At 54.6% G+C, this 22,096-nt stretch carries 19 protein-coding genes; 13 read left to right on the top strand and 6 right to left on the bottom strand.

Annotated elements, in window-relative coordinates:
- The first annotated feature begins 2 nt into the window (after nt 1-2).
- On the top strand, nt 3-1,289 hold the full coding sequence (locus RHM61_RS06515; RefSeq protein ID WP_322250325.1) for an HD-GYP domain-containing protein: 1,287 nt from the start codon (nt 3-5) through the stop codon (nt 1,287-1,289).
- Nucleotides 1,286-3,706, top strand: coding sequence for an EAL and GGDEF domain-containing protein (locus tag RHM61_RS06510; RefSeq protein ID WP_322250324.1), 2,421 nt, complete (start codon nt 1,286-1,288; stop codon nt 3,704-3,706). Before RHM61_RS06515 ends, RHM61_RS06510 begins: the two co-directional genes overlap by 4 nt.
- Nucleotides 3,707-3,720: 14 nt before the next feature.
- On the opposite strand, the gene RHM61_RS06505 is transcribed toward RHM61_RS06510, so the two are convergent.
- Entirely contained in the window at nt 3,721-4,485 is a 765-nt protein-coding gene (locus tag RHM61_RS06505) for a tetratricopeptide repeat protein (protein WP_322250323.1), read from the bottom strand.
- Nucleotides 4,486-4,676: 191 nt separating this feature from the next.
- On the opposite strand from RHM61_RS06505, the gene RHM61_RS06500 reads away from it, so the two are divergent.
- The 4 genes from RHM61_RS06500 (at nt 4,677) to RHM61_RS06485 (ending at nt 7,313) form a co-directional block, all read left to right on the top strand.
- On the top strand, nt 4,677-5,594 hold the full coding sequence (locus tag RHM61_RS06500; protein ID WP_322250322.1) for a methylglyoxal synthase: 918 nt from the start codon (nt 4,677-4,679) through the stop codon (nt 5,592-5,594).
- Nucleotides 5,591-6,079, top strand: coding sequence for a phage regulatory CII family protein (locus tag RHM61_RS06495; RefSeq protein WP_322250321.1), 489 nt, complete (start codon nt 5,591-5,593; stop codon nt 6,077-6,079). The genes RHM61_RS06500 and RHM61_RS06495 overlap by 4 nt, the downstream gene beginning before the upstream one ends.
- Nucleotides 6,080-6,144: 65 nt before the next feature.
- Nucleotides 6,145-6,720: a chromate transporter gene (locus tag RHM61_RS06490; protein ID WP_322250320.1), complete on the top strand. Its 576-nt coding sequence runs from the start codon at nt 6,145-6,147 to the stop codon at nt 6,718-6,720.
- Nucleotides 6,717-7,313 (top strand): chromate transporter, encoded by a 597-nt coding sequence (locus tag RHM61_RS06485; RefSeq protein ID WP_322250319.1) that lies wholly within the window; start codon nt 6,717-6,719, stop codon nt 7,311-7,313. Before RHM61_RS06490 ends, RHM61_RS06485 begins: the two co-directional genes overlap by 4 nt.
- A 16-nt stretch (nt 7,314-7,329) precedes the next feature.
- On the opposite strand, the gene RHM61_RS06480 is transcribed toward RHM61_RS06485, so the two are convergent.
- Together RHM61_RS06480 and RHM61_RS06475 are read right to left on the bottom strand one after the other, a co-directional pair.
- Nucleotides 7,330-8,727: a DUF1501 domain-containing protein gene (locus RHM61_RS06480; protein WP_322250318.1), complete on the bottom strand. Its 1,398-nt coding sequence runs from the start codon at nt 8,725-8,727 to the stop codon at nt 7,330-7,332.
- Nucleotides 8,728-8,767: 40 nt separating this feature from the next.
- Entirely contained in the window at nt 8,768-10,498 is a 1,731-nt protein-coding gene (locus tag RHM61_RS06475; protein WP_322250317.1) for a DUF1800 domain-containing protein, read from the bottom strand.
- Nucleotides 10,499-10,854: 356 nt separating this feature from the next.
- Between RHM61_RS06475 and RHM61_RS06470 the strand changes: the two genes are divergently transcribed.
- A complete protein-coding gene (locus tag RHM61_RS06470; protein WP_322250316.1) occupies nt 10,855-11,706 on the top strand; it encodes a hypothetical protein in 852 nt (283 codons plus the stop codon).
- On the opposite strand, the gene RHM61_RS06465 is transcribed toward RHM61_RS06470, so the two are convergent.
- On the bottom strand, nt 11,606-11,974 hold the full coding sequence (locus RHM61_RS06465) for a hypothetical protein (protein ID WP_322250315.1): 369 nt from the start codon (nt 11,972-11,974) through the stop codon (nt 11,606-11,608). The genes RHM61_RS06470 and RHM61_RS06465 overlap by 101 nt on opposite strands.
- A 174-nt stretch (nt 11,975-12,148) precedes the next feature.
- Here RHM61_RS06465 and RHM61_RS06460 point away from each other — a divergent pair, with 174 nt between their 5' ends.
- Nucleotides 12,149-13,600, top strand: a complete 1,452-nt coding sequence (locus RHM61_RS06460; protein WP_322250314.1) for a PLP-dependent aminotransferase family protein — start codon at nt 12,149-12,151, stop codon at nt 13,598-13,600.
- Between the two features lie 154 nt (nt 13,601-13,754).
- Nucleotides 13,755-15,026: a dicarboxylate/amino acid:cation symporter gene (locus tag RHM61_RS06455; protein WP_322250313.1), complete on the top strand. Its 1,272-nt coding sequence runs from the start codon at nt 13,755-13,757 to the stop codon at nt 15,024-15,026.
- 57 nt (nt 15,027-15,083) lie between these two features.
- On the opposite strand, the gene RHM61_RS06450 is transcribed toward RHM61_RS06455, so the two are convergent.
- Nucleotides 15,084-16,298: an MFS transporter gene (locus RHM61_RS06450; RefSeq protein ID WP_322250312.1), complete on the bottom strand. Its 1,215-nt coding sequence runs from the start codon at nt 16,296-16,298 to the stop codon at nt 15,084-15,086.
- Between the two features lie 118 nt (nt 16,299-16,416).
- Between RHM61_RS06450 and RHM61_RS06445 the strand changes: the two genes are divergently transcribed.
- Both RHM61_RS06445 and RHM61_RS06440 read left to right on the top strand, forming a co-directional pair.
- Entirely contained in the window at nt 16,417-17,727 is a 1,311-nt protein-coding gene (locus tag RHM61_RS06445; RefSeq protein WP_322250311.1) for a hemolysin family protein, read from the top strand.
- Between the two features lie 83 nt (nt 17,728-17,810).
- Nucleotides 17,811-19,094, top strand: a complete 1,284-nt coding sequence (locus RHM61_RS06440; RefSeq protein WP_322250310.1) for an Hsp70 family protein — start codon at nt 17,811-17,813, stop codon at nt 19,092-19,094.
- 55 nt (nt 19,095-19,149) lie between these two features.
- Here RHM61_RS06440 and RHM61_RS06435 read toward each other — a convergent pair whose 3' ends face one another.
- Nucleotides 19,150-19,659: a Spy/CpxP family protein refolding chaperone gene (locus RHM61_RS06435; RefSeq protein ID WP_322250309.1), complete on the bottom strand. Its 510-nt coding sequence runs from the start codon at nt 19,657-19,659 to the stop codon at nt 19,150-19,152.
- Nucleotides 19,660-19,931: 272 nt separating this feature from the next.
- On the opposite strand from RHM61_RS06435, the gene RHM61_RS06430 reads away from it, so the two are divergent.
- Together RHM61_RS06430 and RHM61_RS06425 are read left to right on the top strand one after the other, a co-directional pair.
- Nucleotides 19,932-20,660, top strand: coding sequence for a response regulator (locus RHM61_RS06430; RefSeq protein WP_322250308.1), 729 nt, complete (start codon nt 19,932-19,934; stop codon nt 20,658-20,660).
- Nucleotides 20,657-22,027, top strand: coding sequence for an ATP-binding protein (locus RHM61_RS06425; RefSeq protein ID WP_322250307.1), 1,371 nt, complete (start codon nt 20,657-20,659; stop codon nt 22,025-22,027). Before RHM61_RS06430 ends, RHM61_RS06425 begins: the two co-directional genes overlap by 4 nt.
- Nucleotides 22,028-22,096: the final 69 nt, after the last annotated feature.

The raw sequence follows: 22,096 nt of genomic DNA, 5'->3' as shown, positions 1-22,096 counted from the left end.
TCATGACTGATATTTCCACACTGTTCATCGAACCGGCGGAATTGAAGATAGGAATGTTTATCTATCTCGATATCAGTTGGCTCGAGCACCCGTTTCCATCTAGTAACTTTAAAATCAGCAACGCCGAGCAAATTGCCACGATTCGCAGTCTTGGCCTGACGCGCCTGCGTTATGCGCCGGCCAAAAGCAGTGTGACAGTAGAGCCAGCCATGGTCAGCTTGCCAGCGGTCGTGCCGAAGGCCGCCAATCCGCCCAGCGCCGTCCAATTGGCCGCACAACAGCGCCGTACGCTGCTGGCGGAGCAAGCGGCCAGCTTACAAGTGTGCGAACGGCAATTCAGCCACGCCGCCTCGGGCTTTCGACAAGTCAGCGATCAAGTCCACGCTCAACCGGAACACGCCAAGCAAGCCGCGGAGCAACTGATACAGGGATTTCTGGCACAGTTACTCAACGAGGATGAGGCAGCAATTCGCGTCTTGTCGGAAAAAGGCGGCGAAAAAAATTCTCTACACGCCATCAATGTCACGGTGATTTCCCTCTTGCTGGGAAAGACTTTAGGCTTGTCAAAAAGTGAAATGTTTGATCTCGGCATAGGTGCCATGCTGCATGACATCGGTAAAATTGACTTGCCCGACCGCTTACGCTGGTTCGATGAGCACTTCAGTTCAGCGGAAAAACAACTCTACCGCACCCACGTAGTGCAAGGTGTGAATTTGGCGCGCAAGATGCAACTGCCACCGAATGTGGTGCTGCTGATCGCCCAACACCATGAACATGTCGATGCCAGCGGTTATCCAGCCGGTGTCAGCGGCGAAAAGATGGTGCCGCTGAGCCGGATTGTTTCCTTGGTTAACCACTACGATAATTTGTGCAATCCGACCAATCCGGCGCTGGCGGTCACTCCGCACGAAGCCTTGGCGCAGATTTTCGCCCAGCATAAGACGCGTTTTGATCTGCCCATGCTCACGGCATTCATACGCATGATGGGGGTCTACCCACCTGGCTCCTTGGTGCAACTTACAGATGAGCGCTATGCGATGGTGATGTCGGTGAATGCCACCCGACCGCTCAAGCCGGTGGTAATCGTGCATGACCCGGCCGTACCGCGCGAGGATGCCTTGCTGATGTATTTGGAACGCGAACCGCAGTTGGGGATACGACGCAGCCTGAAACCGTTGCAATTACCGCGAGCCGCTTACGATTATTTATCGCCGCGCAAGCGCTTGTGCTATTTTTTCGAACGCGGTGTCGATGCCGGCAGCCTGACGCTGCTCGAAGGCGGGGTATGAACTCACACCCATTACAAGCCTTGATCGAGGGTATGCTCGAAGCTGTGCTGTTGGTCGATACCGAACAACTGCGGGTGGTATCGGCCAACCGCGCAGCGCATCAGTTGCTGCAACAAGATAGCGCGAGCCTGATCGGCAGCGCCATCGTCGATTTGGCGGCGGCCCCGGAAGATGTGTTTTTTTGGGAAGAAGTGCGGGCCGGGCTGTCGCACGATATTTATTCGGAAACCGTGTTGCGCGCTGCCAATAACGTGATCTTACAGGTCGAACGGCGCGTCAGCCTGGTGCAGATCGGTAGCGACCATCCGGTGTTCGTGGTGGCGATCCGCGATCAGAGCGGCCAACACAAGGTAGAAAACGAACTGGAAATGCTGATCGCCGAATTACGGGCGACGCTGGAATCAACCGCTGACGGCATCCTCGTGACCACACTCGACGGCAGCATACGCAGCTATAACCATTTGTTCGCCGAACTGTGGGGCTTGCCCGATCATTTGATGACGCAACGCGATGATGCCGGCATCTATGCTTGGATGGATCGCTGCCTCATCGACCAAGTCCATTACACCGAGCGCCTGGAAATGATCTTGCGTTCGCCCTTGGTAGAAACCACCGATATGCTGGTGCTGCAATCGGGAACCATACTCGAACGGGTGAGCATGCCGCATATGGCACGCGGACGCCCGATCGGCCGGGTTTTTTCGTATCGTGACATCACCCGTCGGCTCACCGATGAGGCGCGCTTGCAGTTGGCAGCCAAGGTGTTCGAGGCCAGTACCGATGCGATTTTCATCACCGATGCCGATCAACACATCGTTACTACCAACCCCAGTTTTGCAAAAATTTCCGGTTATGCGGAAAGCGATGTGCAAGGAAAAACCCCGAGAACTTTCTTTGTCGATGCCAACAACGCCGATCTGATCACACAGATGCTGCAGCAATTGGAATGCGCCGGGCATTGGGAAGGCGAACTATGGAACCACCGCCAAGATGGCCAAGCTTATCTGAGCATGGTCACGCTGGTGCGGGTCGTCGATGAAGCAGGAAATACGCTGCATTACATCGGCTTTCTTAAGGATAGAACGGAAAATCACACCGCCAGCCAACGCATCAAAGAACTGGCTTTTTCCGATGTGCTGACCGGCTTACCGAACCGCTTATTGCTGAGCGAACGAATCCAACAAGCGATCTCCCTTGCCAGCCGTAAGAATGCGTGTTTTGCTTTGTTGTTTCTCGATCTCGATCATTTCAAGCAAATCAATGATTCGCTCGGCCATCCCTTCGGTGACCGCGTGCTGCTGGAAGTGAGCGAACGGCTGAAACGCTGCATACGTGTGGTCGATACCGCCGCCCGTCTCGGTGGCGATGAATTTGTGCTGTTGCTGCATGAAGCCAATGCCGAGGGTGCCGAAATCTGTGCCAAACGTGTGCTGGCAGCCTTGGGCCAAGCGATTACCCTCGATGGCATGCAGTTCACCATCACCGCCAGCATAGGCGTGGCCTTGTATCCTGAGGATGGTAGCAATATGGCTGATCTGATTAAAAACGCTGACAGCGCGATGTACCATACCAAGGAGCACGGCCGGGCCGACTTCCGTTTTTATCAACGGCAGATGAATGTCGGTCTGCTGTCGCGCATGAAGCTCGATCAAGCGATGCGTGGGGCGCTGGAAAACCAACTGTTTCGCTTGCATTACCAAGCCCAGGTCGATCTGGCGAGCGGAAAAATTTTCGGTGTCGAGGCGCTGTTGCGCTGGCATGATAAAGAACTCGGCGAGATCAGTCCGGCGCGCTTCATCCCCATCGCCGAAGAATCGGGGCTCATTGTTCCTATCGGTAAATGGGTCATGCAGACGGCTCTGCGCCAAGCCGCCGCATGGCAGCGCGCCGGCTACCATCTGCGGGTCGGCTTCAATGTCTCAGCGCTGCAATTCCAACAAAGTAATTTCGTCGACAGTGTTGCCAGCGCCTTGATCGAACATCAAGTTACGGCGGCGGCGATAGAACTGGAATTGACTGAATCAGTGCTCATTCGTGATGCCGAAGAAACTCTGAAAAAGTTGGAAGCACTGGCCGCACTCGGGGTTAAACTGGCTATCGACGACTTCGGTACAGGCTATTCGAGTCTCAGCTATCTGAAGCGCTTTCCGATTCACAAGCTCAAAATCGATCGCTCCTTTGTCAATGATTTAGCCACCGATGAAAACGATATGGCCATCGTCACGGCCATCGTGCATCTGGCACATGCACTGAAATTGCAGGTGATCGCCGAAGGAGTGGAAACGGAGGAGCAGAAATCTTCCTTGTGCGCCGTGCAGTGCGACGAGATGCAAGGGTATTTGTTTGCTGCAGCCCTGCCGGCTGAACAGTTTACCGCGCGCTTTCTCACTGTGCAGCAGCCGAACGAGCTGCATTGAGCGGCAGCTTGCGATCAGGATTTGGCTGGCCAGTTGCGACTGAGTTCTTGAATATCGGTCAGTTGTTCTACCGTCAGATCGGCGCTGACCAAATCGCGACTGTCGATCGATTTTCTACCGACATTCATGCTCGCTTGGATTAATAATCCGTAAGCCTGAAACACATCTTTGCGCACCCCACTGCCGTAAAGATAATGGCGGCCCAACTGAAATTGGGCGGCAGCGGAATTCTGCTCGGCTGCCAGCGCCCACCATTGCACTGCTTGCACATCGTCTTTTGGCACCCCATGACCGTCGCAGTACAACATCCCGAGATGGTATTGGGCCGCCGAGTTACCGTGCGCGGCCGCGGCTTGGTACCAAGAACGCGCTTGCGCGTAGTCTTGTGGCACATGGCGCCCGGCTTCGTACAAGGTCCCGAGCACCAACTGTGCCGGAGAAAAATCATGTTGTGCCGCTGCGGTCAGCAAGTTCAGCGCATAGGCATCATCGCTCGCTTCCAGTTCTCCGCTCAAATACAGCAAACCGAGGTTGGTAGCCGCACCCGGATGTCCCTGCTCGGCAGCGCGGGCAAACCATAACTGCGCTTGGCCGAGATCTGGATAACCGAAGTCGCCGTTGAGATAGGCCAGCGCCAAGGTATTCTGCGCTTGCCGGTCACCGAGTAAAGCCCAACGTTGTACCTCATTGTCATCATCATCAAAGTCATCATCACCGAGGGCGCTGGCACATGATGCCAGAATGCCGAGGGCTAAAAACAGATGGCGCAATTTTTTCATCATTTTCTTTCACGGCATGTGAGGTAAATTGATGGTACGTTCAAATTAAAGAAAAACATATTTCCTTATTGCGTAAAAAGGTAACGAAATGTTAGCCTGATGCTTACTTACTCACGTACTCACTCACTTTCTGCCGTCATCGCCGCGCCAATGACAGTGTAACTCTCATCTCCGCCGAAAAGGATTTTGCTGTGACTCTCGCTGCTCCCAAGAAATTACGCATAGGCCTGATTGCCAACCGGCGTCATCAAGAGGCTGGAAATTCTGCCCTGGTACAGCTCTGTCGCGCTGCCGCCGGTGCCATTTCTTGGCTACAGCCGGAATTCGTGGTGATCGGACGTACCCTCGATGCCCTCAGCAACCATGGGCTGATCAGTTCTGACATGCAGATCGAACGCTTTCCCTACGGGCGCGATGGCGGCTTGATGAAGCTGGTCGCGCGGGTAGTCGACGATGATCCGGTACGCGCCGTCGACGCCGTGATCTACCTCATCGATCCGGTCGACCCTTCATCGATTTTTCCGGAAGCGGTAGCACTGAAACGGCAATGCGTGATTCATAAAAAGCCGTTTCTCGCCACCTTGGCCGGTGCGCGTGAATGGCTGGAATTGGAAGCTTGCGCACTTGGTGCGCCGGCTGATCTCAGCCTGGCGCAGAGCTTTGATTTCGCCCACGAAGGTTTGGCACTGATCGCCCATGATGCCATGAAAGAGAAAATACTGTTTTTAGCGGAAAAACATTTCACCCTGCTCGATCAATTTTCCCATCGCTATGCCACCGGTACCACCGGCGGGCTGCTCAATGAATTAGCGCAAAAAATTAAGGGTCAAGAAGCCGGGCGCAATTGGGTGCATGCGTTTCGCTCCGGTCCGCTGGGTGGCGATGCCCAGATTGCCGAGTTAGTGTTGGAACGGAAAATCCGCCGTATTTTGTTTTTGGAAGACCCGCATGTCGCGCGCCAACATGAAGCCGATATCCAGCTACTCGAGCGCGCCGCCCGTACCGTCACCGATTTTTCTCAGGTCGTCAGCGAAGCCGAGGAAGCCGACCGTTGGCTCAGCGGTTTGGCGCTGCGCGCACGCCCTCATCTGCCGCGGCAACCGGCATGACGCGCCAGTATTCCGATATGAACCAGCATGATGCGCTCTATAAGGTCGCGCGCAGCTATCCCGGCGGTTTGGAAGCCTTGGCCACAAAACTCGGTATTTCGGCCAATGTACTGCGGAATAAGCTGGCACCGGGGATTGAATCGCATTACCCCTCGTTTGAAGAATTTTCGCAAATCATCGAGCTGTGCCAAGCGGCCGGTGTCAAAGATGCTCATTTACCCTTGCATGCCCTGTTAGGGCGGCACGGCTTGGCAGCGTTTGTGGTGCCGGAACCGGGCACCGTGAGTGAAGATGACCTGTCGCAGACGGTGTGCCGGGTCATGAGTCGGGTCGGCAACGTCGCCGCAGCGGTGTCGACATCGCTGCTCGACGGTGTCATCACCGATGTCGAGGCTGATCTGATCGAACGCGAATTCCAAGCCGCCTTGACGGTGCTGGGTGAATGGCGTGCCCGGCTACGCGCGCATCATAAAGCACGTGACTAATGCTACCTGTACAGCGGTGAGCAGACTGATTTACAATGCGCAATCTTGTCGATGCCTACAGTCCCATGTCCCAACTTCCTGTCGATTCACGGCCGCGGCCGCACTCTCTGAGTGATTTGTTTTTTTCTTTCACCCTGCTGGCCTTACAAGGCTTCGGCGGGGTGTTGGCGATCGTGCAGCGCGAACTAATTGACCGAAAGCAATGGCTGACGACAGAAGAGTTTGTCGAAGACTGGGCGGTCGCACAGATTTTGCCTGGCCCCAACGTGATCAATCTGTCTATGATGGTTGGCAACCGCTATTTCGGTTTGGCCGGCGCACTCACCGCGCTGGCCGGATTGCTGACGGTGCCGCTGATTTTGGTCCTGCTGCTGGCGATGGTCTACGCCCACTGGGCCGACCATCCGGGCGTGGCCGGCGCTTTGCGCGGCATGAGTGCGGTAACGGCCGGCCTGATCTTTGCAAGTGGCTTGAAATTGCTGCCGGCGCTGAAACGACATCCTTTGGGCCAGCGTTTCGCACTGTGCATCAGCGCCTTTTGTTTTGTCTGCATCGCCTTGCTGCGCTTGCCGCTGGTGTATGTGTTATTGGTGCTCGGCCCCTTGGTCTGGTTTTTAGTGTATCGAAAGCTGGACCGATGAGTGATACCGCACAACATTTGCTGCAACTGAACTTGCACTGGGCCGACTGGGTCGATCTGTGGCTGCATTATCTGATGCTATCCTTACTTTCGGTCGGCGGGGCGGTCTCGACCTTGCCCGATATGCATCGCTATTTGGTCGATCAACAGCACTGGCTCAGCGATGCGCAATTCAATGCCTCGGTCGCCATTGCTCAAGCTGCCCCAGGCCCGAACGTACTGTTCGTCGCCCTGATGGGTTGGCATGTCGGCCTCAACAACGGCAGCATGTGGGTCGGTTTGTTCGGCACCCTGGTCACTATGAGCGGAATTCTGCTGCCCAGCGCCACCCTGACGTTTTTAACTGCTCGTTGGGGCCATGCCAACCGAGAGCTGAAAATCGTGCGCAGCTTCAAACTCGGCATGGCACCGATTGTGATCGGTCTCTTGCTCTCGACCGGCTTCATCATGGCTAACTCACACAATCAACCGCATTTCAATCTGCCGCTGTGCTTGCTGGCAGCCTTATGCGCACTGGTGGTCTGGCGCACGCGCACCCATTTGCTGTGGCTGTTAGCGCTCGGTGCCGTGCTCGGCTGGAGCGGCATCGTCTGAGTTCAGACTGACTTACTCAAACAAAGCCGAGCGTACGGCTACTGACATTGAAATTCACCAAATTCGGCAACAGTGTCAGCAAGTCGGTGTCGGAGACCCCCATCCATTTCGCCAGCGTAGCCGCATATTGATCGACTGAGGTGGTCGGTAATAATCGTCCTTGGCCGACGTCATCGGGGCCGTTCGAGGCGATCACCGGTGCGGTGCCGTAATAACGCTGGCCATTCACCGCGCCACCCAAGACAAAATGCATGCTGCCCCAACCGTGATCGGAACCGTCATTGTTACCACTCAAGGTACGACCGAAATCAGATGCGGTGAAACTGGTCACCTGTGAGGCCACGTTGAGTTCGACCGTGGCGGCATAAAAGGCCGCCATGGCATCGGCGACGCCGGTCATGAGGGTAGGATGCACGGTGGTCAAACCATCATGGGTATCGAAACCACCCATGGAAACAAAGAATACCTGTCGCTTGGCACCCAAGGTACTGGCGCTGGAAATCATGCGAGCGACCAGCTTCAATTGGTCACCGAGATTGTTTTTCAGCGGAAACGTGGTTTTGAGTGCCGGTGCCGTACTCAATGCCGTCGTCAAAATTCCATTGGCATCGATGGCGCGTTTGCTGATGCGACTATATTCGTTTTCCAGCATGTGGCTGCGACTCTGCGTCACCAAGGCCTGTAGGGCGCTGGAACAGGCGGCCGAACCGAACAGTGATGATTGCAAACCGGCCAAGGGCACCGAACCGCTGGTCGAGACTTGGTATTGCACGGCGGTGTTACCGGACAGAAAGACCGCATTGCCCGAGACATTGATGCAGGTAAAGGTTGATTGGGTATTGCCAGACTGAAACAAATCGCCGATACGACCGCCCCAACCGGCACTCGCGCCTTCCGGCGAGGAAGATTGCCAAACCGATTGCTGATCATTATGCGAAAACAATTTCGGTGGCAAAGGCACGTTTTTATTGGTGTACTGCAGTTTGCTCGTCGGTGTGATCAGGGTGCCGACGTTGAGCAAGACCGCCATCTGGCCATTGTTAAAGGCCGGCAGCAGTGGCGCGAGTTCCGGTGCCAGGGCATACTGGTGCGCAAAGCCGGCGCTGTCACGCGGATCGCTGATCGGTTTGAGTACCGTACCGGTCAGGGCATCATGCGTATAGGCTAAAGTCGGACGCAAATTGTAATAGGCATTGTAAGCACTGGTATCGTAAGGAACCAAGGTATTGCCGTAATCGTTGCCGCCGTACAAAAACACGCAGACGATGGCTTTGTAATCGGTGGCACCAGCCGCAGCTGCCTCGGCAATCGCCGCCAAGTTGATGGCCCAAGGGGTGGCCACGCCAGCTACCGATAAACTGGCGGCACGTTGTAAGAAAGCGCGCCGCGAAGCGTTGCTGTGTTTGTCCATCATACAGTTTCCTTCTCTTTATACCGACGATCAAGTCGGAAAATTACTTGAGCACAATGAATTCCGGTGCCGCCAACACCAAAGTGAGTGCCGCGTAGATGCGATTGCTGCGCTTGGCATCGGTGCCACTGGCCAATGTGCTGACAGCAGTGACCAGCGCGGCCAGGGTGGCAGCACTGAGTTGCCCGGCCGCTAACACGAGATTGATTTCGGCCAGCAAGGCGGCCGGTGTATCCGCCAGCGGCAGCAAACTGCTGTAGTCCGGCACCAGATCGCTGTTACCCAGGCTGACCAAACGCTGCATGTAATTGACATAGCCGATGACCGTCGATTCATTGGTAATTTGAAATTCCGGTGCGACCAAGCTGGCTGTAGCGATGGCGCTGTTGGGCGGCACATAGCCGGGACGAAAAAAATTGAATACGCTGGAAGAGCGTAAGGGACTCTGACCAAGCCGACTGGCTGGGTCACTGGTGTTGCCAACGGCCCAAGTATCGCTGACGGACTTGAGCGCATACGCGCGCGCCCATGCCAGCAAACGCAAAATCGGTTCGCGCAGCTTACCAAATTGCGGATTACTGAGATTACTGCTGTTGCGCGCCTCATCGTCGAGCAGCAAAGCTTTGACTACGGCCGCCAAGTTGCCTTTCACGCCACTGCCATCATTGAGAAACACGGCCGTCACCCGTCCGACATAGGCGGCCGATGGATTGCTGGTAACCAAGCGTTGAATCAATTGACGACTGATGAACGGTGCCACATTCGGATGGGCAAACAAGATGTCGAGGGCGGCGCTTAAACTTTGGGCACCGTTCAAGCCGGCCGGCACGGTGCTGCCGAGAAAAGTTGATGCCGCCGTCTCGTGACGGCTGGCAACTTGGCTCATCGGCCGTTTCAAGAAATCCGGGGTATCGGTCTTGCTCAGGCTTAAATCAAAGTCCCAGCCGGTAAAAATCCGCGCCAAACCGGTGATATCGGTCAGCGTATAGGTTTCCTGCTGTACGCCATTCGCCAGCACAGGCGTGCCATCCAGATTGAGCTTGAGTAAGCCTATCGAAAACAATTGCATGATTTCGCGCGCGTAATTCTCATCCGGCAGCGCGCCAGTGCTCGCATTATATTTACTATTGCCGCGGAAAGTCAGGTATTGGCCCATGGCCGTGCTGGTCGAGACGGCTTCAAGCAATTGTCGATAATTACCGAAGGCATAGGTTTCCAGAATATCGAGAAAATGGGCGGCAGAAAAGGCTTGCCAGCCAGCTCCCACCAAGCCATCGATGCCAACGACGATGATTTCAGACAAGGCATGGACCACGCGCTGCTTCAACACATCGGGCGAGTTAATCAACTTATACCAGGTGACGGCATCAAAGCCGTTTTGGGTAAAAATATTGGTCGCTACATTATATGATTTGGTCATCAGCCAATCCCAGCGCGTGCCACTGGCCGGCAGGGCGATTTGCTCATCGATCCAGCCGGCATAGCCGAGCGCCTGTACCCGTGCCATCAGGCTGCGGCTACCGCCGACCGATGCCTGCGCCAGAAAACGGGCGGCGGCGATATCGCTCACCGGTACCGGTGGTGCACTCGTCACCGGCGGTGTGACTGGTGTCACTGGTGTCACTGGCGCAGTGCCGGCCGTGCTGTCGGCCGCGCTGCCAGGCGCGCTGCCACCGCAGGCACTGAGCAACAAGGCCGCGGCGATGGCGGCGCTCTCGGTCTGAACGCTCGGCGGCACGGCCTCGGTAAGAACAGCGGGGGACGGGGTTTCCATGGAGGACCTATCGATAGCAAACAATTAAACAATGAAGAAATGAATGAATAAACTCATGGCAGTGGGCTGCCGCAATGTTGATTCAAAGATAGATTAATGGAATCAGCGATACTTTCCTATCGGTATTTCAGGAAGAAAATCATTGCAGTGCAGACTAATTGTCAACATTTCGAACTTGTCATAGGGCGTTGATCCAAGTCCGGCCATGTTTTTGTCATTTTTTGTTACACATTACTTCTGCGTGAATCGCATAAAATCAGCTTTCAGGGCCGCTTTCCGACATCTTTGTTACAGAGCTCGGACAGGATTGCGGTATCCTTGCCAACTTAAAGTTCTGACATTGTTGATCACGCCCCATGAAGTTGAGTCTAGAAACACCCGATAACGAAGTGGCACAGCCCGGTGAAATTCACCTGCATCTGCGGTTCCGGCCGGTCAGTTTGATCGGTATCGTCGCGGTTCTCTTGATCCATCTGGTGTTATTGTATTTTTTACTACATATGGCGGCCCCGCAAAAACAAAAACAAGGGGATGAGGCGGCCTCGCAAAACCCCATCACCTTGATACTCGACACGGTGACTGTGGCTAAAAAAGCCGCCCCAGCGCCACAGAAAAGCCCACCCAAACCGCCCACGCCCGCCATAGCACGCAGTAAACAATCGGCCCCCGCGCAAGCCAAGCCCGCTCCGATAGTGGCACAAACAACAGTCACGCCAGCGGCACCGATTGTTGAACCGCCACCACAACAAGACATGATGAGTATGGCCAATGCTGCGCGCGCGCGGCGACAGGCCCAAGAACAAGCAACGCAGCAAGATAATCCGCCAGCCAATCAAAGCGCGCAAGGCATGAGTCCGCAAGAAGTGGCCGAAGCCAATGTCAAGCACAGTATGCAGCAAGCGGCCGGGCGCGCCGGCACCAATGGGGTGTTCCAAATTCTGAGCAAGAGCACGCGGGTTGGCAGTTTTTCTTTCCGCGGTTGGCGCGCTAATTCGGGCAGCAGCTGGAAACAAGTCATCGAAGTCGATGCCGGACTAGGTGGCAATATCGAACTCGCCATGGTGCGGCGCATGATAGAGTTAATTCGTAGCCACTATCCGGGCGACTTCAGTTGGGAGTCGCGTCGACTCGGTCGGGTGGTGACTTTATCGGCACGGCCGCAGGATAGTGCCGAACTCGAAAATTTCTTGGTCCGAGAATTCTTTTAATCGCCCCGAGCAGTCGAGCCGCGAGTGATATCACGGCGTCATCGAACAGCACTTCGCTCGATTCCAGCGCCTGTAACAGCACCCAACCGTCGCGCTGCACGGTATGAATGGCGCCAGCGGCGAGCGGCGCTTCTAGCGCCACGCTGTAACCATCGAGATATAACACCGTTTCGCATAACAAGAGTGCACCGATACTGACGTAAAAACGGCTACCGGCTTTGGCATAGCAACGCAGACTGTGCTGGCTGCGGATGGCGAGAATGTGCATGATACGGCACCTTGTTTGACTGAAAAGATCAGCATAGTGAATCAGAGCAATTAATTACAGGCACAGAAAAGTAGTTTCTGTATCGCAGCACATGCGAAAATAACGCTCTGTTATTGTTAAAATTTGCCCTGACTGTATCTTTGCTTAAATGCATCAATCATGGAAGATCGCAGCATGTCTACTCTTTACCGCCAACTGGCCGACCATTATTTGAGCGCAATCCGCTGCGGCACCTTGGCTTGCGGTGATCGCGTGCCATCGGTACGCAAGCTCATGCAACTGCATGGCGTCAGTTTGTCGACGGCTTTGCAGATGTGTCGCTGGCTCGAAGCCGAGGGATGGTTGGAAGCGCGCCCGCGCTCCGGCTATTTCGTGCGCCAGCCACGCCGACTGCGGCTGGCACCGGTGACCGAACCGGTGCCAAGCAGCGCCATCGATCCGGCCCAGTTTGTCGGCATCCACGAACGGGTTTCAGCCATCATCGCGCAAGGACAGCGGCCGGTTAAAGTCAACCTGGCACGTGCCACCGGCGCGCCGGAACTGTATCCGCACAAGCAATTACACCAATTGGCCGGCAGCATACTGCGTCAAAATCCCTTTCTGTTGACCAAAGCCATCTCGCCGGGCGGCAACCGCGAACTCAAAGCGGCACTGGCCAAGCGTGCGCTCGATGTCGGCATCAGTTGCGCGGCCGAGGAGGTGATCGTCACCAGCGGTTGCATCGAAGCACTCAACCTGGCCTTGCGTGCCGTCGCCCATGCCGGTGATGTGATCGCGGTCGAGTCGCCGACTTTTTATGGCCTGCTGCAAGTCTTGGAAAGCCTGGGCCTGAAAGCCTTGGAAATTCCCACCAGCCCGCGGACCGGCATTTCCATCGAAGCCTTGGAACTGGCTATGCAAACCTATGGCAATATCAAAGCGGTGGTAGTGGTGCCGCATCTGCAAAATCCGCTCGGCAGCATCATGCCTGACCAGCACAAGCAAAGATTGCTGGCGCTGTGTGAAGAAAAAAATATTCCGGTGATCGAGGATGATTCCTACAGCGCCTTGGTCAATGACGACAAGATTCCTACCGCGGCCAAACATTGGGATCGCAGTGGCAATGTGATTTATTGCGCGTCCTTGCACAAAACCCTGGCCCCCGGCATGCGTTTGGGCTGGATGCTGGCGGGCCGCTGGCATGCCCGAGTGGCGATGTTCAAATATGCACAAACTCGGTATAACGAAGAATTATCGCAACGTATTATTGCCAGCTTTTTGCAGTCGCCTGCGTATGATCGCCATTTGCGCAAATTACGTACCGCACTGCGCCAGCAGCGCGACAAGATGGCCGAAGCGATTGCCTTGTATTTTCCCAGCGGTACACGCTTGACGGTTCCCGACGGCGGCGTGTCGGTATGGGTGGAAATGCCGGAACATATTTCGTCACAAGCGGTGTTCGACGCCGCTTTGCGCGAAAACATACTGATTTCGCCGGGCTTACTGTATTCCAACTCGAATCGCTTTGATCATTTCCTGCGCATCAACTGTGGCGGCGAGCATACGCCGGTATTAAACGAAGCGATCCACACTTTAGGAACAATCGTTCACAAATTATCTGCATTTAAGCAACACATTGCAGCGTAAATCCGACAAAACCAGCTCGGGTGTGGAAAGCCACAATTGCTGTGAACCATGCATTTTTTAATAATGTCAACGTGACGGAAACAATAATTCTGCACAGTTGTCATTGCGTCCATACGGCCGACTGACACCTCTACTCTTACATCGGAGACCAGGCATGCGCCAGCAACCCCTTTACAAATCCCTCTATTTCCAGGTCATCACGGCAATTATTCTCGGCGTTCTGCTCGGCCATTATTACCCGGAATCGGGTGCCGCAATGAAACCACTCGGTGACGGCTTTATCAAACTCATCAAGATGATGATCGCACCGATTATTTTCTGTACCGTCGTCGTCGGTATTGCCGGTATGGAAGATATGAAAAAAGTCGGTAAAACCGGCGGCATGGCCTTGTTGTACTTTGAAATTGTCAGTACGCTGGCGCTCATCGTCGGCTTGATCGTCGTCAACGTGCTCAAGCCAGGTAGCGGCATGCACATCGACGTTCTGACGCTCGATACCAAAGGCATTGCCGCCTTCACTGCGCCAGGTAAGATGCAGACCACGACCGATTTTTTCATGCAAATCATTCCGACCACCTTCGTCGACGCCTTTGCCAAGGGCGAGATTCTGCAAGTATTGCTGATTGCGGTATTCTTCGGTTTTGCACTCCATCGCTTCGGTGGCCGCGGTACACCGGTATTTGATTTGATCGAAAAAGTCTCGCAAGTCTTGTTTACCATCGTTGGTTACATCATGAAAGTTGCACCGATAGGCGCGTTTGGCGCGATGGCTTTCACCATCGGTAAATTCGGCGTTGCTTCCTTGCTCTCACTCGGTTATTTGATGGCAGCCTTCTATCTGACTTGCCTGATCTTTGTCTTCGGCGTACTTGGTACGATTGCCAAATTACATGGCTTCAGTATCTGGAAGTTCGTTAAATACATCAAAGAAGAATTGCTCATCGTTTTGGGTACGTCATCTTCGGAATCGGCCTTGCCTGGCATTATCAGCAAGCTCGAAAAACTCGGCGTGAAAAAATCGGTAGTCGGTTTGGTCATCCCTACCGGTTATTCGTTCAATCTCGACGGCACGTCGATCTACCTGACTATGGCAGCCGTCTTCATTGCGCAAGCCACCGATACGCCTATGAGTCTGATGCAACAAGTCACTTTGTTGGCGGTCTTGTTACTGACTTCCAAAGGCGCGGCAGGCATTACCGGCAGCGGCTTCATTGTCTTGGCCGCCACTTTGTCGGCCGTCGGCGGGATTCCGGTAGCTGGTCTGGCTTTGATCTTGGGAATAGACCGTTTCATGTCGGAAGCACGGGCTTTGACCAATTTGGTCGGCAATGGCGTGGCGACGATTGTGGTCGGCAAATGGGGCAATGATGTCGATATGCTGAAACTGAATAATGTCTTGAATGGTAAAGACGTTTCAGATAAATAAGTTTGCTCTCAGCAGCCCAAAAAAGCGGATCGTCTGATCCGCTTTTTTTATGCAAGGTCAGTGCGCGCGCAAGTGCCTGAAGGCTATGCTGAGTGCCAGTAATTGCATGGTCGCGGCAAGAAAGAATGGCGCACCGAGCAGCAAGCTGCCGGCACCGGCGTGGCTGACTTGGCCGAGTAGGGTAGTCCCGCTCAGTGTTGCCAAGACACTCATCATGCTCGCCAAAGCGCTCAAGGATCCCATCGCCATGCCTTGCGAACTGGCATCGACGGCGCGGGAAAAGTAAGCCTGCAGCGCCGGCCCGGCGGCAAAAGCAAAGACATTGCAAACGATCAGCGCATACATCATCCAGCCTTGTGTAGCCAGACCGTACAAGCTCAAGACCACGCACGATGATGCCAAACCGAACAGAATCGCATTGGCATCGCCGACCCGCTTGATGTAGCGACCCAGAAACACGCCTTGCATCAACACGCTGGACATACCGACCAAAAACAGGGCAAAGCCGTTTTGCATGGGGCTCCAGCCGAACCGCAATTCCGTCGATAAGACCCAAGTGGTCTGTAGAGTGAACTGAGCAAACATGGTCAAAGCGTATACCCAGACCAAGCCACCGGTGCCACGCAAATGTGCCAAGCCGCGCAAGCCGGCGAAGGGATTGGCAGCGCTGAGCGCAAAGGTTTTGCGCTGGCTGGGCGGCAATGATTCCGGCAAGGCGAAGTAGCCGTACGCCACATTGGCCAGCGCTACGGCAGCGGCCAGATGGAAGGGGTAATGGATATTGATCTCACCCAACAAGCCGCCGCTGACCGGGCCACAAATGAAGCCGAGCCCGAACATGGCACCGATTTTCCCCAAGGCCTTGCTGCGGTTTTCCGGTGTCGACACATCGGCAATATACGCATTCGCCACCGACAAGTTACCGGCCGTCACGCCGCCTAAGGCGCGTATCACTAACAGCCAATAAATGTTGCTCGCTTGCGTGAGCAACAGAAAATTCATCCCCAAACCAAAGACACAGATCAGTAGTACCGGGCGACGCCCGTAACGATCACTGAGCGCGCCGATTAAGGGCGCGAAAAAAAATTGCATGACGCCATAGGCGGCGACGATTGCCCCGTACCAGTAGGCGTTGCCTTCACTGGTGAGGGAGCCGACCAAACGCGGCAGCACCGGAATAATCAAGCCTATTCCTAAAATGTCGAGAAACACGGTGATGAGAACAAAACGTACATCCGGCGCAATGACCGGGGGCGGAGCGGAGAGAGGCATGAGGACGGACTTTCGATGAGGAATTTGGACAGACAGGCGCTTTGAACCGAAGCTGCTTTTTTTCGCCAGACTCAATAGTATATGATTGAGATTAAATAAACAGCGAGAAGGATAGAATATGGCTTTGATTGATCACCTTCTGATTATCGGCGTATTGGTTGCCATCAGTGCATTTTTTTCCATGTCAGAAATTTCTTTGGCGGCCTCCCGCAAGGTGAAATTACAAGTACTGGAAGCCGAGGGCGAGCCGCGCGCCGCGCGCATTCTTCAATTACAACAAGAACCGGGGCATTTTTTCACGGTGGTGCAAATCGGCCTCAATGCCGTGGCGATACTCGGCGGTATTCTTGGCGAACAAGCCCTGACTCCGTATTTTGCCAGCTGGTTCAAGCTGGTTTTCGGTAGCGCCGTATGGGTCGATACGCTGGGATTTTTTACTTCCTTCGCCTTCGTCACCTCGGTGTTCATCCTGTTCGCCGATCTGATGCCGAAGCGATTGGCCATGATCGCGCCGGAATCGGTGGCAATTTTTGTGGTGCGGCCGATGTTGTTATGCGTGCGTCTGTTCAAACCCTTGGTCTGGGCCTTCAACGGCCTTGCCAATCTGCTGTTCACCTTGTTCAATTTGCCCACTGCCCGCGATGAGCAGATCACTTCCGATGAAATTTACGCGATGGTTGATGCCGGTGCCGAAGCCGGTATTTTGCAAGCGCGCGAACACCATATGATAGGCAATGTGTTTGAGCTCGAAAGCCGCACGGTGCCGAGTGCGATGTCGCAGCGCGACAGTATTGTGTATTTCACCCTACAAGACAGCGATGTCGTGATACGGCAAAAAATCGCCGAACATCCCCATACCAAGTTTTTGGTCTGCGATGGTCATATCGATAACGTCGTCGGTTATGTCGAGTCGAAAGATATTCTCAAGCGCGTGTTGACCAATCAAGCCTTTTCCAAGGTGCAGGAACTCTCGCTGCGCACCGCACTGGCGGTGCCGGATTCGCTGACGCTATCGGAAATGCTGGAGCAATTCAAGGGCACACGCGAAGATTTTGCCGTCATTTTCAATGAATACGCACTCGTCGTCGGCGTGATCACACTCAATGATGTACTCAGTACCCTGATGGGTAATTTGGTGCATCCTTTTCTCGAAGACCAGATTGTCCAGCGCGACGGCAATTCATGGTTGATCGACGGTGCCACGACGATAGAAGATGTTTGTCGTGCCCTCGACATTGATTCCTTGCCCGAGCAAGGCAGCTATGAGACTATTGCCGGCTTCATGATGACGATGCTCAAGAAAATCCCGAAACGTACCGATTTCGTGATGGTCGGCGAGTATAAATTTGAAGTGGTCGATATCGATCACTACCGCATCGACCAATTATTGGTCATACGCGTAGATACGCCGCCGGCTGACGCCGAATAAACGAAACGCTGATCCGATGCATGGCCAGCGGCTGCGGGAATGGTAGCCTTGTCATCTCATCGAACACTAATCAGGAACGTTTCATGTCGCAAGCTTGTGGAGTAGATTTCGGGACCTCAAATTCAACCGTCGGCTGGCATCGCGCCGGGCAACCGGCGTTGTTGGCGCTCGAAGAAGACAAAGTCACCCTGCCATCGGTGGTGTTTTTCAATGCTGAGGAGAATGAGGTCAGTTACGGCCGCAAGGCATTGAGCACCTATCTGCTCGGCTACGAAGGACGCTTGATGCGTTCGATGAAAAGTCTGCTCGGTACCAGCCTCATCGATGGTCAAACCGAGGTGCTGGGAAAAGCCGTGCCGTTTCGCGGTTTGCTGGAACAATTCATTGCCGAATTGAAACGACGTGCCGAAACCGCGGCCGGGCGCCAGTTTGACTATGCCGTCTTCGGGCGGCCCGTGCATTTCATCGATGACAACAGCGATGCCGATCAGTTGGCCGAAGATACGCTGGAAGAAATCGCCCGGGCAGCCGGTTATAAGGAAGTGTTGTTTCAGTTTGAACCGATCGCCGCCGCCTTCGATTATGAATCGCGTATCACCAAAGAAGAGTTGGTACTCATTGCCGATATCGGCGGTGGTACCTCAGATTTTTCCATCGTCCGCCTCGCGCCCGAACGTTCGCATCGCACCGACCGGCGCGATGATATTCTAGGCAATGGTGGCGTGCACATCGGCGGTACCGATTTCGATAAATATCTGAGCCTCACGCATATCATGCCCCTGCTCGGCCTCGGTGGTCGGCTCGCCAGTGAGATTGAGGTGCCATCCAGTTATTACTTCAACCTCGCTACTTGGCATACCATTAATCAGGTCTACGCCCACAAGGTCAACCGCGAATTGCTCGAGGTGTACCGCGATATCCGCCAAGCGGAACTGCGCCAGCGCTTCGAGCGTCTGCTCAATTTGGTAGAACAACGCGACGGCCACTGGCTGGCCATCAAGGCAGAGGAAGCCAAGATCCTGTTGTCCGACCAAGAACGTATCAGCTTGCCGCTGGAACGCTTGCGCAGCAAGCAAGTAGCGGCACCCTGCGTGCTCACGCTTGAGCGTGTCGAACTGGAAACGGCGATTCATCACCTCAGCACCAGCGTGGCCAATACGGTTGCTGACGTCCTGCGCCATGCCGGTCTGCGTCCGGAGCAAATTGATACCGTCTTTTTTACCGGTGGCTCCAGCGGCGTGCGCGGCTTACGCCAGCAAATCGCGGCGATCGTGCCGAATGCACGTCAGGTCGAAGGGGATTTGTTCGGCAGCATTGGTGCCGGACTCGGGCTCGATGCCGCGCGCCGTTTTGGCGGCGCGAAGTAAATCATGGCGCGAAGGGAAGCGCGGACTAACTCCGCGTCTCCCTTAGCCATTAGCATCAGGGTCTACCCATCATCCCATCTTTGCCATGCATGTGTGCCGCCATGCGCTCTTGCATTTCTTTTTTCATACGCTGATGATTTTCATCGAAAGTCTTTTGTTGCTCCGGTGTTAATACGGCATAGAAGGTCTTCACGGCATTCAAGTGTGTCTGCAACTGTTGCTGGTGCTCTTGCATGCGAGCCAGCATTTTTTCCATCCTTTGCGGTGTAGTCAACTTGTCTTCCGTTGCCCGTGCCTCATGCGGTGGCAGCCCGGCTGGTGGCGTCATGGCTTGGGTAAAGTTTTTCCAAGCAGGTTCTTGGGCCGCCGTGATTTTCAATTGCTCATGCAATTGCGCCTCATGCTTGGCACGTTTTTGTGCCATGCGATCTTGCCATTTTGCACGATCGGCCTCACTGTGTTGAGGTGGAGCATCATTCATAGCAGTCTGGGCATGAACCAAAGCACTGGCGGCTAAACTGACAGCGAGCAAGCAAGCACGCAAAGCGGGTTTACAATTTTTCATGGTTTTTCTTTCTCAATAGACGGAAAACGCTCATACTTTATAGCCCGACCGCACACTGCGGGTCGATACGCTGAGCCAAACCGTTCGCTCATCGCAATTTTGCAGAGATCAAACGATGGAGCTATGTTGCCCTATGCTTGTAACGGTATCATATCCATTTCATCTTGCTTTGTATCCCTGTGTAACTCTAGGGAAGCGCGGACTAAGGCCGGACAACAAGCCGATACAAAACCACACTTTTTTTCTTGGGGGCCAAGCTCATAATGGAAGCTATGGATACACAAAATAAAATTCTGATCGTCGACGACGATCGTGAGATACGCAGCCTGTTGGCCGAATACTTAGACCAGAACGGCTATACGGCAGTGATGGCCGGCGATGGCAATGCCATGTGGGCGGCCCTGCTGGAACATGAGATCACACTCATCGTGCTCGACCTCAATTTGCCCGGTGACGATGGTCTCACCTTATGCCGTAATTTGCGCGGAAAATCGAACACCCCGGTGATCATGCTGACGGCACGCGGCGAACCGCTGGACCGTATCATCGGCCTAGAAATGGGTGCCGACGATTACTTGGCCAAACCGTTCGAACCACGTGAGTTACTGGCGCGGATACGCAGCGTATTGCGCCGCACCCATAGTTCTGCCAGCGCACCGGGCCATGAAACCCTGCAAAAAATTAAATTTGCCGGCTGGATACTCGATATGACGGCACGCCATTTGCTCAGCCCCGAGGGCATGATCGTTTCTTTATCCGGTGCCGAATACCGGATGTTGAATATTTTCTTGGAACACCCGAACCGCATTCTTAACCGTGATCAGTTGCTCAATATGACACATGGCCGCGATGCCGATCCTTTCGATCGTTCAATCGACATCCAAATCAGTCGTCTGCGTCAGAAATTGCGCGAAGATGCGCGCTCGCCGCAAATCATCAAAACCGTGCGCAATGGCGGTTATGTCTTGGCCGTGGCCGTGAGCAGCGAAAAATCCCTATGAAAATGTGGTCGTCCATGTGGGGCCGGGTATTTGCCATCATCTTGCTCGGCATGTTGAGTTCGACCGCCCTGACCGGTTGGTTGGCCTTCGGCGAGCGTGAAAAAACCCTGATGCAATACCGCGTTTCGCATTCGATCGAGCGCACTGAGCAACTCGCGCTCGCGCTCGACGTCTTGCCGCGTGCGAATCGCGAGACCTTTCTGGCAACCGCACCACCGTTCGGTATGCAAGTCACCTCGCTGCCAGCCAACACCGCCGCCAGCACTTCGCCCTCGCACTCCGAGTACGCGCGCGCCGTCAGTGAACGACTAAGTAAAAGCTTTCGCGTCATTCCTCTGCCCGATGACGCCAGCAATTGCCCGAATCCGCGCGGCGACGATCGACCGCCGCGCCCGGGCAAGGGCCCGATACCGCCGCCGTGCGAGGCACTCGGCATCACCTTGCACGACGGCACCTCATTGCGCTTGACCATCATGCCGCCGCGCCCGGCACCGGCACCGCTACACACTGATTTCCTGCAATTCCTATTAGTCTTTCTTCTCTGTATCGCCTTGCTCGCCTACTTGGTTGCACGCATGACCATGAAGCCCTTGCAGCGCATGGCCGAAGCGGCCACAGCACTGGGGCAAGACTTCAATAGCCCAGCCTTGCCGGAACAAGGCGCCAGCGAAATCGTACAAGCGACCCGTGCCTTCAACGCCATGCAAGCGCGCCTGCGCGAACATATTTCCCAGCGCACCCATATGCTCGGTGCTATCACGCATGATTTACAAACACCGCTGACGCGCCTGCGCTTACGCTTGGAGAAAGTCAGCGATGAAGAGCTGCGCCAGCGTCTGATCGGCGATTTGTCTGCCATGCAAAGCATGATCAAAGAAGGCTTGGACTTGGCACGCAGCATGGATAGCAGCGAAGCCTTGCGCGCGGTCGACATCGACTCTTTGCTCGACAGTATGTGCAGCGATGCCGTCGAAGCTGGTCAAGATGTACGTTTTGACAATCACCCAGGCATCACCGTGCAAGCCCGGCCGCAGGCCTTGCGTCGCTGTTTGACTAATTTGATCGATAATGCGGTGAAATACGGCAATTACGCGCAGATCACCCTCGATATCAGTAAACAAAACAAACGCAGCTTACTCAATATTCGGATCGCTGACGGCGGCAGCGGCATTGCGCCTGAGTTTCACCGCAAGGTATTCGAACCGTTTTTTCGCTTGGAAACCTCGCGCTCACGTGAATCGGGCGGTACCGGACTAGGCTTGAGCATTGCCCAAAACATTGCGCAACAACACGGCGGCGAGATACAGTTGATCAACCTGCCGCAAGGAGGACTGCAAGTCGTGCTGAGCTTGCCTTTAAGCATTTAATTGACAGCAAGAACAGCAAAAGTTTGTTGAGTACAACGGGTTTGCACTACCATGTTGATAATTTGAACG

Source organism: Undibacterium sp. CCC3.4 (assembly GCF_034347425.1).
In the GTDB taxonomy this organism is placed as follows: domain Bacteria; phylum Pseudomonadota; class Gammaproteobacteria; order Burkholderiales; family Burkholderiaceae_D; genus Undibacterium.
Note: the sequence above shows the minus strand (reverse complement) of the source record. Positions and strands in the feature narration are given on the sequence as shown.